Origin of the sequence: Mycobacterium gordonae (genome assembly GCF_017086405.1) — a bacterium.
GTDB classification, from domain to species: Bacteria; Actinomycetota; Actinomycetes; order Mycobacteriales; family Mycobacteriaceae; genus Mycobacterium; species Mycobacterium gordonae_D.
Genome location: NZ_CP070973.1, coordinates 4,491,909 through 4,505,285, shown reverse-complemented (window position 1 = coordinate 4,505,285; position 13,377 = coordinate 4,491,909). Strand labels below are relative to the sequence as shown.

At 69.7% G+C, this 13,377-nt stretch carries 12 protein-coding genes; 6 read left to right on the top strand and 6 right to left on the bottom strand.

What is annotated here, in order from left to right; all coding sequences use genetic code 11:
• Positions 1-31 precede the first annotated feature (31 nt).
• The 3 genes from JX552_RS19260 (at position 32) to JX552_RS19250 (ending at position 2,036) form a co-directional block, all read left to right on the top strand.
• The gene (locus JX552_RS19260; protein WP_241010628.1) at positions 32-442 is read left to right on the top strand and encodes a hypothetical protein; all 411 of its coding nucleotides are present in this window, start codon (positions 32-34) and stop codon (positions 440-442) included.
• 11 nt (positions 443-453) lie between these two features.
• The gene (locus JX552_RS19255; RefSeq protein ID WP_205873545.1) at positions 454-873 is read left to right on the top strand and encodes a hypothetical protein; all 420 of its coding nucleotides are present in this window, start codon (positions 454-456) and stop codon (positions 871-873) included.
• A gap of 152 nt (positions 874-1,025) precedes the next feature.
• Entirely contained in the window at positions 1,026-2,036 is a 1,011-nt protein-coding gene (locus JX552_RS19250) for a 5'-methylthioadenosine/S-adenosylhomocysteine nucleosidase family protein (protein ID WP_241010627.1), read from the top strand.
• 119 nt (positions 2,037-2,155) lie between these two features.
• Here the strand turns inward: JX552_RS19250 and JX552_RS19245 are convergent, their stop codons facing one another.
• Positions 2,156-2,977: a sulfurtransferase gene (locus tag JX552_RS19245; protein WP_205873544.1), complete on the bottom strand. Its 822-nt coding sequence runs from the start codon at positions 2,975-2,977 to the stop codon at positions 2,156-2,158.
• 23 nt (positions 2,978-3,000) lie between these two features.
• Between JX552_RS19245 and JX552_RS19240 the strand changes: the two genes are divergently transcribed.
• Positions 3,001-3,468: a hypothetical protein gene (locus JX552_RS19240; protein ID WP_241010626.1), complete on the top strand. Its 468-nt coding sequence runs from the start codon at positions 3,001-3,003 to the stop codon at positions 3,466-3,468.
• 7 nt (positions 3,469-3,475) lie between these two features.
• Here the strand turns inward: JX552_RS19240 and JX552_RS33415 are convergent, their stop codons facing one another.
• The 3 genes from JX552_RS33415 to JX552_RS19225 all read right to left on the bottom strand — a co-directional run bounded on the left by JX552_RS33415 (position 3,476) and on the right by JX552_RS19225 (position 8,961).
• A complete protein-coding gene (locus JX552_RS33415; RefSeq protein WP_277395996.1) occupies positions 3,476-7,216 on the bottom strand; it encodes a PE family protein in 3,741 nt (1,246 codons plus the stop codon).
• A gap of 141 nt (positions 7,217-7,357) precedes the next feature.
• Positions 7,358-8,086, bottom strand: coding sequence for a hypothetical protein (locus JX552_RS19230; protein WP_205873543.1), 729 nt, complete (start codon positions 8,084-8,086; stop codon positions 7,358-7,360).
• The gene (locus tag JX552_RS19225; protein ID WP_205873542.1) at positions 8,083-8,961 is read right to left on the bottom strand and encodes an LLM class F420-dependent oxidoreductase; all 879 of its coding nucleotides are present in this window, start codon (positions 8,959-8,961) and stop codon (positions 8,083-8,085) included. Before JX552_RS19225 ends, JX552_RS19230 begins: the two co-directional genes overlap by 4 nt.
• A 46-nt stretch (positions 8,962-9,007) precedes the next feature.
• Between JX552_RS19225 and JX552_RS19220 the strand changes: the two genes are divergently transcribed.
• The gene (locus tag JX552_RS19220; protein ID WP_205873541.1) at positions 9,008-9,550 is read left to right on the top strand and encodes a TetR/AcrR family transcriptional regulator; all 543 of its coding nucleotides are present in this window, start codon (positions 9,008-9,010) and stop codon (positions 9,548-9,550) included.
• Positions 9,547-10,797 carry a cytochrome P450 gene (locus JX552_RS19215; RefSeq protein ID WP_205873540.1) on the top strand — a complete coding sequence of 417 codons (1,251 nt, stop codon included), beginning with the start codon at positions 9,547-9,549 and terminating at the stop codon, positions 10,795-10,797. Before JX552_RS19220 ends, JX552_RS19215 begins: the two co-directional genes overlap by 4 nt.
• Here the strand turns inward: JX552_RS19215 and budA are convergent.
• Positions 10,794-11,555 carry an acetolactate decarboxylase gene (budA, locus tag JX552_RS19210; RefSeq protein WP_205873539.1) on the bottom strand — a complete coding sequence of 254 codons (762 nt, stop codon included), beginning with the start codon at positions 11,553-11,555 and terminating at the stop codon, positions 10,794-10,796. The genes JX552_RS19215 and budA overlap by 4 nt on opposite strands.
• The gene (alsS, locus tag JX552_RS19205; protein ID WP_241010625.1) at positions 11,552-13,216 is read right to left on the bottom strand and encodes an acetolactate synthase AlsS; all 1,665 of its coding nucleotides are present in this window, start codon (positions 13,214-13,216) and stop codon (positions 11,552-11,554) included. The genes budA and alsS overlap by 4 nt, the downstream gene beginning before the upstream one ends.
• Positions 13,217-13,377: the final 161 nt, after the last annotated feature.

Sequence of the window (13,377 nt, the reverse complement as noted above, 5' to 3'; positions counted from 1 at the left end):
CCCGGTATCACCGCCGCTTACCATGCTGGGCATGTTCAACACGCGGGTCATCGGGCTGGCCGAATATCGGATTAGCGCCGAGCAACCCGGTGTGCTCACCGCCCGCTACCTGACTGCGGGCTCCCGCGTGCTGGGCTCCGGGCGCGCCCGAACCGAGACGCCGACGGGCGCTGGTCACGACGGCTTCGTCGGACACTATCGAGTCCAATATTTCGACGGCACAGGCAAATTGACCGCTGACCTGGACCTGCAGATCCAGCGGGCGGGAGAGGGTTATCGACTGACGTGGCGGCACCGCGCCGAGAATGTCCGGCTTCCGGTGGCCGTCGGTGACGTCGTTTATGAAGGAATCGGTTTTCTGTCGAGCGCGGACGCGATGGCCATCACGTACTGGATGGCGGAAAAGCCGACATCGGCGATCGAGCTTCGGCCGCTGCTGTGAAGAGGATCCGGGTGAGACGCGTAGTGTTGCCGGTCGTCGTTGTTCTGTTCGTGCTCACGGGTTGTGGGAACCCGTCCGCGCCGCGCCTGTGGGGCGCTTGCGCCGAGCGCGGGGTGAGCAACATCCCGATTAAACCCGGGCGCAATGTGCGGATGTTCACCGAGAACCTGGACACGCACGGCTATATCAAGTACTACAAGTCATCTGGACGCTCGACCCTGGAACCCGGCAGCAGCTACCGGGTCGACGCCTGGCCGCTGACGACATTCGGATTCATGTTGACGCCGGAGCAGCAGCTTGCCGCGCACTCGGCTCCCGGCAACGCCTTTCTGTGGAATGTCGACACCAACGACGTGGAGATGCTGGCCTCGGACGACTCAGTACTGCTTCGGTCATCAGAACGGCGACCAGGTCGACGGAATCAAGCTTGAAACCCCTCCTGGCGAACGCGCTTTCGCTCATTGGTCATCGAGCGGTTGTGGCGGTCTCTCTTGCAATTCAATAACGAATCTTCAACTCCCGGCCGTGTCGCGCGAAAATCATTCGTCGAATACTTCAGCCACGCCCATGAGATGGGGAGATCGTGCTCAAACGGTTCCGCGCCGGTCTCGTTGTGGCCGTGGCGTTTTGCGTGGGTGGGGGACTGGCCACGGCGGATCCCGGGGGTGTGCGGACCGTGGTGACGTCGGCCTGTGAGCAGCGGACGCTGATACTGACGGCATTTCCGGCCGAATCCGACGCGGTGCTGGCCCACACCCTGCTGGAGCCGAATCCCGTTGGAGTGTATGACAGGCAGTACTACTACCGCGGTTTGATCGCCGGTAAGAAGGTGCTGGTGGCGATGACCCGTATCGGCCTGGTGAATGCGACTACCGTCACCGAGACCGCGTTGAGTCGCTTCACTTGCGCTTCCGGCATTTCGATTGATGCCGTGGTCTTCTCGGGGGTCGCCGGTGGTGCTGGCCGGACCAATGTCGGCGACGTGGCGATACCGGCACAGTGGACGCTCGACGACGGCGCCACGTACCAGCCGGTCGATCCCGGCATGCTGGCCGTGGCGCAGACGCTGACCGTCCAGCTCAGCAGCGTCAACAACCTGGGTAACCCGATGTGCCTGTGCCGTCACGTCCCGACCGTCAAACTGAATGACCTCGGGCGTCAGCCGCAGCTGTTTGTCGGCGGCAACGGTTACAGCCACGACTCGAACAACGGCCAGGCGTTTCCGTGTGTCCCCAACGCCGGCGACGTCTTCGGGTGCCAGCCTTGCAGTCCGCCCGGTCGTTCGCTGTTGTACACCGGGAACTTCTTTCAGGCCATCGGGCCGTGGCTGACCAAGGGATTGCTCAGCAATCTCAACATTCAGATCGCCGACAACCCGGCCTACGATGCGGTGGACCAGGAAACGGCCGCCTCATTGGCGGTCGCGACGGCACACGGGGTGCCGTTCCTGGGTATACGCGGTATGTCCGACGGGCCGGGGGATCCGCTGGGGCTGCCGGGGTTTCCGTTCCAGTTCTTCTTCTACAAGCAGATCGCCGCCGAGAACGCTGCACGGGTGGTGGAGGCGTTCATGGCGGCGTGGGCCGGCCCGTGACGCCGGTTGCCGGTACGAGACGGGGACATGGGTCGTGTTTCGTTGCGCTGCCGCCCCGGCTGTCTCATGCGTCTGTGGCTAAAGAGATTCATGTGTGTGCCCGCCTCTTGCGGCGACAACTAGTCGTCGCCGCGAGCAACCGGCCGTGCGGGATCCGAGCACCACTCCGACCACGACCCGGGATATAGCGCCACCTGCCGGCCCGCCGCCGCGAGAGCGGCGACCACCACAGTGGCGGTGACCCCGGATCCGCAGTAGGTGCCGATGGCGCCGTCGGGTGGCAGGCGAGCATCGGTGACAAACGTCCCGTCAGCCGCCAGCAGCGTGGCGAACGGCAGATTCTCCGCACCCGGTATGTGGCCGGCGACGGGATCGAGAGGCTCGATCTCGCCGCGGTAGCGCTCGGGTGCGCGGGCGTCGAACAAGGCCACGTCAGACGTCTGTTCGGCGGTCAGCGTGGGTTGCGCACCGGCGTACAAATTCTGTTGCGCCACAGTGACATTCCCGGGCTGCGGCTCGACCGGACCGGTCTCCAACTCTCCACCGGAGGAGCGCCAGGCCGCCAGTCCGCCGTCCAGGATGCGCACGGTGCCCAGACCCGCCGCCGTCAACACCCACCATGCTCGCGCTGAACCGACCCGATTCCAGTCGTCGTACACCACTATCGGTTCGTCCTGGCGAACTCCCCACCGCCGCAACGCATTCTGCAATGTGGCACCGGAAGGCAACGGATGCCGCCCCCGCCCAGCCACCGTGTGGTCGCTCAGGTCGTCTTCCAGCGACACATACACCGCGCCGGGGAGGTGGCCGTCCAGATAGGCCGGGCGCCCGTCGGGAGCATCGAGGCGCCAGCGCACATCGAGGATGCGCAGCGGTTCACCGGACTCGATCAGTCGAGCCAGCCCGCCGGGTGTGATCAGCACTTGGTCGCGCGCATTCACTGGTTCACCCTATCCTCGTTCAGATGACCCGACGGTTCTTCCCGTACTGGTCCGCGGGTGCGCTGGCCTTGAGTGTCGTCACAGCGAGTCCAGCCGATGCGGTGCCGAACACGAGCTGCACGCTCACCACGCCCGTGCAGGAAGTGCAGCACCTGTCCCAGCTGCCGACCGAGCTGCGCACCCTGCTGCCGCCCGTCGCCGATATCGGTGCGCCGTTCAACAAGACCGATGCGGTGGATGACCCGAACCTGCCCTTTCGGCGGTTGATTCGCGCCGGCAACCGCGGCAACGACTGGTTCGTCTGGTACGAACACGGCGGGATCGGCTACTTCTGGCAGGCGGTGGTCGCGCGCGTCACGCCCGGTGGCCGGCCGACCGTATTGGCAGATGCCGGAACCATTTCCGACGCGCTGTGCACACTGACCGACGGTGTGTTCGCCGGTACGGTCCCGCCCTATCCGGCGGGAACGTGGGCTGCCGCTGACTTCTAGATAGCGCTCAGGCGATGCCGCCCGCACCGCCTACGCCACCGCCGCCACCCACGCCGACACCCCCCGCGATACCGCCCGTGCCGCCGGCACCGCCGGTACCCCCGCTCGGCGCTGACCCGCTACCTCCGGACAAGCCGGCCTTGCCGTCGCCGCCAGGCTGACCTGCATTGCCGTTGCCGCTGGCACCGCCGTCGCCCCCGGCGCCACTCTTGCCGCCGTCGCTTCCGTCACCGCCCGTACCTCCGATACCGCCGGCGCCCAGCGCGTTGCCGCCTTTGCCGCCATTGCCGATGGTTGCGCTGGTGGTGCTGCTGCCGCCCCCGGTCTGTCCGCCGTTGCCGCCTTTGCCGCCATTGCCCGCGCCCGCGGCGCCGAACCCGCCATCACCGCCCTTTCCGCCGGTGCCGCCGCTGGCGTTGATGCCGCCGTCGCCGCCGTCGCCGGCAATGCCGTTGACGAAGTTGTTTGATCCGCCCAAGCCGCCGTTGCCGGCGTTGGCGCCGCCGATGTTGTTGCCACCGTTCCCGCCGGCGCCACCGTTGCCGCCCTTTCCGAAGACGGAGTCACCGCCACGGCCGCCAGCGCCACCGGACCCCGAGTCGGCGCCGGCGCCGCCGTTGCCGCCGTTACCGCTGGGGATACCGGCACTGATGCTGGCACCGCCGGTGCCGCCGTTTCCGCCGTTTCCGCCGTTCGCGCCGTTGCCACCCTGGCCGCCGGTGCCGCCGGTTCCGGAATCCAGGGCTGCGCCGCCGGCGCCGCCCGCTCCGCCGCTGCCGCCTTGCCCGGCGTTTCCACCGTTGAAGCCGTCGCTCCCGGCGACCCCGATGCCACCGGCGCCGCCGCTTCCGCCGACGCCACCAGTGCCGCCGTTTCCGCCGGCACCCCCATCGCCGCCGCTCCCGCCGGCCCCAGAGGAGCCGCCGGCACCGCCGTTACCAGCGTTTCCGCCTCTACCGCCATTGCCGCCCCCAGTGCCGCTGCCATTGGTGCCGGCCGCGCCTGCACCCCCGATGCCACCCGCCCCGCCCGTGCCGCCCTTGCCGTTGACTCCGTCAGCGGGCGCACCGCCGCCGGCACCGCCCGCGCCGCCATCACCGGCATCGCCGCCCGCGCCCCCGTCAGCACCGAGGCCGCTCGCCGCTTTGCCCGAGCCGCCGGCACCGCCGGTGCCGCCGGTGCCCCCGGTGCCGCCGGTGCCTCCCTTGCCGTTAACGCCGTCGGCGCCTGCCTTGCCGGTGCCGGTGCCGGCCTGGCCGCCGGCGCCGCCGATACCAGCGTCGCCACCATCGCCGCCTGCTCCACCCGCCGTGCCCTTGGCGCCCGAGCCGATCGTGGCGCTGCTACCGCTTCCGCCGTTGCCGCCTTGGCCGCCGGTGCCGCCGGTGCCGCCGGTGCCGCCGTCGCCGTTGGTGCCGCCGGTGCCGGCGCTGCCGCCGGTGCCGCCCTGGCCGCCCTGGCCGCCGGCGGTGCCGTCGTCTCCGTCGGCGCCGGTGCCTGTCAGGGCGTTTGCTCCGGTCTGGCCTTGGCCGCCCTGGCCGCCTTGGCCGCCGTTGCCGCCGATGCCGGCGTTGCCGGTGTCGCCGGTGGTGCCTGCTTTGCCGGTGCCGGTGCCGGCTTGGCCGCCGGCGCCGCCGTTTCCGGCGTTTCCGCCGTCGCCGCCGGTGCCGCCGGTGCCGGCGCCGCTGCCGGTATCGGCTGTGCCGGTGCCGCCGTTGCCGCCCTGGCCGCCGGTGCCGCCGGTGCCGCCTTTGCCGCCGTCGCCGTTGGTGCCGCCGGTGCCGGCGCTGCCGCCGGTGCCGCCCTGGCCGCCTTGGCCGCCGGCGGTGCCGTCGTCTCCGTCGGTGCCGGTGGTGCCCGGGGCGTTTGCTCCGGTCTGGCCTTGGCCGCCCTGGCCGCCGTGGCCGCCGTTGCCGCCGATGCCGGCGTTGCCGGTGTCGCCGGTGGTGCCTGCTTTGCCGGTGCCGGTGCCGGCTTGGCCGCCGGCGCCGCCGTTTCCGGCGTTTCCGCCGTCGCCGCCGGTGCCGCCGGTGCCGGCGCCGCTGCCGGTATCGGCTGTGCCGGTGCCGCCGTTGCCGCCTTGGCCGCCGGTGCCGCCGGTGCCGCCTTGGCCGCCGTCGCCGTTGGTGCCGCCTCTGCCGGCGCTGCCGCCGTTGCCGCCCTGGCCGCCTTGGCCGCCGGCGGTGCCGTCGTCTCCGTCGGCGCCGGTGGTGCCCGGGGCGTTTGCTCCGGCCTGGCCGGTGCCGCCGGTGCCGCCTTGGCCGCCGTCGCCACCGATGCCGGCGTTGCCGGCATGTCCGGCACGACCACGTCCGGTGCCTGCCAAGCCACCGCTGCCGGCGTCGCCGCCGGCGCCTCCGGTGCCGCCGGTGCCCGCGCCGCTGCCGGTGTCATCGAGACCGATGCCGCCCTGCCCACCAAGTCCGCCGTTGCCGCCGAGACCACCATTGCCGTTGGTGCCGCGGTACCCCGCCGAACCTCCCTGGCCGCCAGCCCCGCCGGCGCCACCGGCGTAACCCGTGCCGGCGGGCGTGCTCGCCGCGTCGGCGGCGCCGCCGTCCCCACCGGCACCTCCGGCGCCGCCATGACCGGAGGAGCCAGTAAGGCCTGACCGACCCAACAATCCGTGGGAACCGGCTGCGCCGCCGACGCCGGCGTTACCACCGGCGCCGCCCGCGCCACCGGCCCAACCGTCGCGGCCTACACCTGCATCGCCGTCAGCGCCCATGCCTCCGGCGCCACCGTTGCCTCCGACCCCGCCACTGCCGGCCGATCCGAACAGCCCATGCTCAGCGCCGCCGACTCCGCCGACTCCACCGGCGCCGCCATGGCCGCCGCCTCCGCCATCGCCGCCCGGGGTCGAGATTCCGGCACCGCCGATCCCGCCGTGGCCGCCCTGGCCACCCCGGCCGCCGTGACTGAACAGCAGACCCCTGTCCGCGCCACCGGCCCCGCCGGCACCTCCCGATCCTCCGTCACCCGCTGCGCCGCCGTCACCGCCGGGGCCGCCGGCACCGCCGGCGCCACCAAATCCGCCGAACAAGGCGCGGTTGGCACCACCCACCCCGCCGTTGCCGCCGAGCCCGCCCGCCCCGCCGACTGAGGTGGCTGCCCCGCCGGCCCCGCCGACACCACCGGCGCCGCTCTTCCCCCAGAGCAGGCCGCCACTGCCGCCCGCACCGCCCGTACCGCCGTTACCGCCTGCGACCGCGGCCGCTCCACCCGCTCCGCCGTTCCCGCCACGACCGATCAGGCCGGCCGAACCACCCGCTCCACCGGCGCCGCCGGGCGCACCAGACCCGCCGCTGCCGCCGTTGCCGAGCAGGATTCCGCCGTCGCCGCCGGCCGCCCCGGTGCCCGCGGCGCCGTTGGCCCCGTTCCCGATCAGCGGACGGCCCAACAACGACTGGGTTGGTGCGTTGACTGCGTTCAGCACATTGCGTTCGAGGTTCTGCAAGGCCACGTTGCCCGCCTCAGCGACGGCGTACCCACTGGCACCGGTGCGCAAGAGTTGAGAAAACTGTTCGTGGAAGAGCGTCATCCGGGCACTGAGGACCTGATAGTCGTGGGCGTAGACGCCGAATAGCCTGGCGATCGCTTCGGACACCTCGTCGCTGGCCGCCGTCGCGATCCTCGACGTCGGCGCGGCCGCAAGTGCGGATGCCGACCTGACTTGCTCCCCGATGTCCGCTACGTCCGCCGAAACCGCGGCCAGGACATCAGGGACAGCCTGCATGAACGAAGACATTGACCGCTCCCATCGCCCGAAGGGGCCGCAGCCCCGAAAATCTTGGAGTGCCAGCGCGCGAAATGTACACCCGTCGGCTAACGGAGGTGTCAATTTCGGAAATCTTCTGTGCGCTCCCGCTGGTGGGGTGTCGGGGAAACTTCAGTCGCCGACCGGCCAGGCATCCCAGCGGATCATGCTGCGCAGCGGACCGGCGAACAGCGGGTGCACGTCTGCCGAGCGCCATCGCTGCTCGACGAGAGGAGTCAGCCCGGCCGTGACCGCCAGCGGGTCGCCGTCGAGGTAGACCACTGTGACGTAGTGCGGCTCGCTGTGCCACCCGCGCGGGGCGGGGCTGCAGACCGACCCGAACGTCCATACCCCGGCCACACCGGGACAGGCGAGCAGCGCCGGATAGTGCTCGGCGTGCAACCATTCCAGCCAGGCGTCGGGCCGTTCGCCGCGGGGCTCCTCGAGGATTACGAGCACGCCCCGATGCGGCCGAAACGGCACCACCGCAGCCGACACCAGCGCCCGCGGCGCCGAATCCCATTGCAGCAGGCGAAGACCGGAGATCTGCAGTGGTGGCCGCATGGCCGGCATGCGGCCGTTCTCCCGCAACACCCGGCCGAGCTCGACGAAGTCGCGCAGGTTCTCGGCGACGGGCTCCCCGACGAGGTAGTGGACGACGTTGCCGATGTCGCCCAGCGGTCCCTGCGCGGCGATTCGGTGGGCGGGGTAGTCGCCGTCGGCGATCCAGCGCAGTGCGTGCACGATGCCGGGCAATTGGTATTGCTCGGGCATATGGTCCAGTAGGTGCCAACGCAGGTATCCGTCGTCGGTCGGCGCCGCGGCGGTGAGGCTGAAGATCCCGGCCCTGACCCGGTTCATCCGGCGTTCAGCTCGGCGAGTGCGTGCAGATTCTCCAGGTAGTGCTGCAGGGAGTCGTGGCGGAAGGTGGCGCTGACGATGGTGGCGCCGTGCGCGAGGGTCTCGGCGATCGATTCCCGGGTTCGGTCCGGCGCAGTCAGGGGGTCGAGTCGATGTGCCGGGCTCAGCACCACCTCGAAGCCCGGCGGAATATCAAAGCGGTTCAACCATTCTCGCGCCTGCCGCAGACTCACATTGAACGGCGCCCACCCGTCGGCCAGGGTGACGGCCCGGCGCAGTGATCGCAGCGTCCGGCCACCGATCCACAGCGGCACGCGCGGTTGCACCGCACACGGGTCGACGACCAGACCGTCGAACGAATAGAACTCGCCGTGGTAGCTGGGCTCGGCGACCGATAAGGCCGCCCGAAGTGCCGGCAACGCGTCGTCGGCGCGCACTCCGCGGTCCGCGAATGGGGCGCCGATCAGGTCGAACTCTTCCTTCAGGGAACCGACGCCGACACCGAGAATGAGCCTGCCGTTGCTGACCCTGTCCAGGGTCCCGTAGCGTTTCGCGATTTCCAGCGGGTGGTGATACCCCAGCACCAGCACGTTGGTGGCCAACCGGATTCGCTCGGTACGTGCCGCCAGATAACCGAAGGTGGCCAGCGGATCCCAGTAGCGCGCGCCGCGTCGGGCCTGCTCGGCGGCCGGCAGCGCGATGTGTTCGCTGCAGGTCAGATGGTGATAGCCGAGCCGGTCCGCCGCTTCGGCGACCCGCGCGATGTCCTCGATCGACGCGTCGATCTCCCAGTCGGCGCTCACCCCGGGGAACATCGTCACCACCGGCGTGGCGATCGATATCCGGGCAGACGACTTTGCCGGCACCGTGCTCATCGCGCTAGATTCTAACAGTGCTCGAATTGATTCGAACATGGCTCGAATGACGGCGCGGCGCGCGTACGGGGAACTCGATCGCGCGCAGGTGGTGTCCTCGCTGCACACGCTGGCCCGGCGGGTCGGGGTGCAGCAGGTGACGATGCGGGAGTTGGCGGCTGAACTCGGCGCCGCGGTGCCGTCGGTCTACTACCACGTGCCGGGCAAACAGGCCGCGCTGGATCTGCTCGCGGAATCGGTGCTGGCCGACATCCCGGTTCCGCAGACCGGGCCGTGGGACGCCCGCCTGGCCCAGCTGTACTGTGCGGCGCGTGAGGTGATGCTCGCCGTTCCGGGAATAGCCGGCATCTTGCAGACCCGCGGTGGTGGGGAGCGCGCCCGCCGGCTGGACCGGCTCAGCCGCTCGCTGCTGGCCGACGCCGGCCTCACCAAAAACGTTGCCGCAGCAGCACATACCGTGCTTTACACTTACCTGTTGGGTTCGGTGAGTCTGGACGAGGCGCGGGGCAGGCCGCAGTCCACCAAGCGGTTCACCGCCGGTCTGGACGTGATCATCGCCGGCATCAAGGCATTTGAGGGGGAGTCATGACCGTTCCGAAACTGGGGTCGCTGGTGGTCGAGAACCAGGACACGCAGGCCGATCGCGACGCCGCGGCGGTGCTGAACCCCGACACGTTCGTCACCGGCGCCCCGTTCGGCGCGATGGCCAGACTGCGCGAGGAGGCGCCGGTGCACCCGGTGCAGATGTCCGGTCTGCCCAGGGCGTGGCTGCTGACCAGGCACGCCGACGTCCGTCTGGTCAGTCGCGACACCGACACCTTCACCAGCGGCAGGGGCAACACCCTGGTCGAGGTGGAGGCCGCACCCACCTCGGCGATGCTGCCCGGAATCGACCCGCCCCGCCATGTGCACTACCGCAAGTTGATCAACCAGGGCTTCACCGCCCGTAACGTGTTGCGGCTGGAGCCACACATGCGTCAGGTCGCCCGCAACATCGTCGCCGACATCACCGAAAAGGGCGAATTCGATGCGGTGCCCGACATTTCCGCGGAAATGTCGCTGCAGGTGATCGCCGACGTACTCGGGGTACCCGCCGAAGACCGCATGGAGGTGTTCCGGTGGAGCAACGCGATCGGGACCCTGGGCATCGAAGACCCCGATTACGCCCCCACCCCGGAGGCGCTCGGACAGGCGGCTGCCGAGATGTTCCGGTACTGCGGTGAACTGGTCAGGCACCGGCGCACCCACGGCCTCACCGACGACATCCTGTCGGCACTACTGGCCGCCGAGGTAGACGGGGAGAAACTCAATCGCGACCAGCTCAACGAATTCTTTCTGCTGTTGGCCATCGCCGGCAACGAGACCACCCGAAATACGCTCAGCCACGGCATATTAGCGCTGTCGCGACACCCCGAGCAGCAGGCGCTGCTCGCCCGCGACCCGGATGCCGTCAAGCCGGCGGTCGAGGAGCTGCTGCGGTGGGCCAGCCCGGTGATGCATTTCCGCCGCACCGTGACCCGCGACGTCGAGATCCGCGGCCGCCGGATCCCCACCGGCGACTGGGTCTTGATGCATTACCTGTCGGCCAATCGCGACAAGGAAGTGTTCGACCGGGCCGAGGAATTCGACGTCACCCGAACAGATGCCGGGCACGCCGCGTTCGGCGGCGGGGGAGTGCACTTCTGCCTGGGCGCGCAACTCGCCCGCCTGGAGCTGCGGGTGATGCTGGAGGAGCTGTACCCCAACGTGCCCGGACTGACGGTGACTGGCGAGCCCGACCGGCTGCGGTCGTCGTTCTTCCACGGGATCAAACGACTTCCGTGCAGTACGGGTTAGGTGCCTTCGGATTTCGCGATCTGCTCGCCCATGTCGTCCGCGGACAGCCGTGCCCGCAGGAACGCCCCCGAGGTCGGCAGGCTGAGGTGTAATTGCGAGGCCCCGCTGACGGCGACGCCGCCGCGCTCGCACGTGAAGTCCAGCACGTGTCCGCCGGCGGTGCGGTCGTCATTGAGGAAGTGCAGGTGATAACCCGCGACGGAGATGCCTTGTTCGAAGTCGGGGGTGCGGAACCCGACCAGAGTTCCCGACACATCGCTGAATCGGGTTTCGGCCTGTCCCTCGGTCGCTTGCGTCAGCGGCGGATACGGCTGCTGCTGTTCCATCACGGTGCGGGTGTGCAGGTCGGTGAAATGGCCGGCGACCCGGATCGCGTAGATCAGATTGGTGCTGGCGATCCGCTGGTCGATTGCTGCGGTCACCGCCGCACGATCGGTGCGCTCCTCGATGGCGATCGCGAAGTCGCGGTGGAAGCGGGTGACCGCGGCGAACGGGGTGCGATCAGCTGGTGCTGCGCGCGTGGCGGTTCCGTCCGCGCGTAACCGGTAGCAGACGCCGTCGAGGATCACCATTTCGCCGTCGAGGTGATTGAAGGTGCCCAATCCGAAGTCGCCGTGCTGCAGGATCTCGGAGACGGTGGCGTCGCCGTCGTACACGCCGTCGAGCAGGGCGCTGATGGTGGAGTACTGGTACACCTCGGACTGGTGGCCGAGAAGTGCTGCCGCCCAGCGACGGAAGTGCTCGTGTGCGGTGCTCATTCGAAGCTGTCGTCGTGCAGGTGGGCGGCCAGAGCGACGTTGTGGCTGTAGTCGACCGGGACATCGATCAATGAAGGGCCGGGTTCGGTCAACGCCTGGCGCAGGACCGAGCTGAATTCCTCCAGTGTCTCCACCCGGTAGCCGTGTGCGCCGAATGCTTCGGCATAGGAGATCGTGTCGTAGTCGCCGAGGTGCACACCGGATTTGCGGCCGTACTTCAATTCTTCCTGGAACCCCACCATGTCGTAACCGTTGTCGCGAAAGATGATGTGGGTGAACGTCAGACCGAGCCGGGTGGCGGTCTCGAGTTCCTGTGCGGAGAACAGGAACCCGCCGTCGCCGGACACCGACACCACCGGGGTGCCGGGTCGCACCAGGCAGGCGGCCATCGCCCAAGGTAGGGCGACCCCGAGGGTCTGCTGGCCGTTGGAGAACAGCAGCCGGCGCGGTTCGTACACCCGGAAGTGGCGCGCCAGGTAGATATAGACCGACCCGATGTCGCAGGCGACGGTCGCGGTGTCGTCGAGCCCGGCGCGCAGCCTCAACACCACCGCGACCGGGTTCAACCCCGGGCCGGGCGGAGCTTGATCGCGCGCGGCATTGTCGATGTCGGCCAACGCTTTCCGCTGCTCAGCGATTTCATCCCGATAGTCGGCGTCCGGGGCGAAGCCGGCCAGGGAGCCGGTCAACGCCGTGAGTGTGGATGCGATGTCGCCGCGCAGTTCCACCGCCGGCTGATAGTGGTTGTCGATGTCGGCGGGCACGGAGTCGATGTGGACGATGGTGCGCCCGACATCGTCGTTCCACAGCACCGGGTCGTATTCGACCGCGTCGTAACCGATCGCGACGACGACGTCGGCGCGGGCCAGGATGACGTCCCCGGGCTGGTTGCGGAACAGGCCCACCCGGCCCAGGAAGAAGTCCTCCAGCTGCCGGGATATGACGCCGGCCGCCTGGAACGTCTCGACGACGGGCAGCCCCGTCGCGGCCACCAAAGCCCTTAGCGCCGTGCAGGATCGGGGATCGGCACCGCGAATGCCGACCAGCAGTGCGGGCCGGTGCGCCGCGCGGATCAGTTCGGCCGCGCGCGCCCCCAGCTCAGCCGGTGCCGCCGCCAAACGGGGGATGGGCAGCGCCGCGGTGATGCCCGCGGTGGTCGGAGCGGCCAGCACGTCGGAAGGCAGGACGACCGCGGCGGCCCCACAGGGTTCGGTCAACGCCGCGCGGAATGCCGCGACGGTGGCCTCGGCCGCATTGTCGGGGTGGTCGATCTCGCCGGTGAACTTCGTGACCGTCCGCAACAGGGCCGCGGCGTCCATTGACTGGTGGGTGCGCTTGAGCCGGTCCTCGCGCTGCACCGCGCCGCACAGCGCCACCACCGGATCCTGTTCGGTGTTGGCGGTGAGCAGGCCGGTCGCCAGGTTCGTGGTGCCCGGCCCGGACGTCACCACAACGACGCCGGGGGTGCCGGTGAGGCGGCCCACCGCCGCGGCCATGAACGCGGCGTTCTGTTCGTGTCGGCAGACCACCAGTTCGGGCCCGCCGTCGAGCAGTGCGTCGTAGACGGCGTCGATCTTGGCGCCCGGCACCCCGAAGACGTACCGGACACCCTGTGCGGACAACACGTCCACGATTTTCTGGGCGCTGCGCACGGAAGTCACCTGGGTGACGCTACCCGCTGCGCGGGCCGAACCACCGGTTCAGCGCCGCGTGAGCGTGCGTGGACTCGAATTCGCCCGTCGCCCAAGCGATGTAGGCTCAGGGTCTTCGACAGGCGGGCCGAATGCGCAGGTGCCGAACATGCAACGGCCCAGTGCGCGCG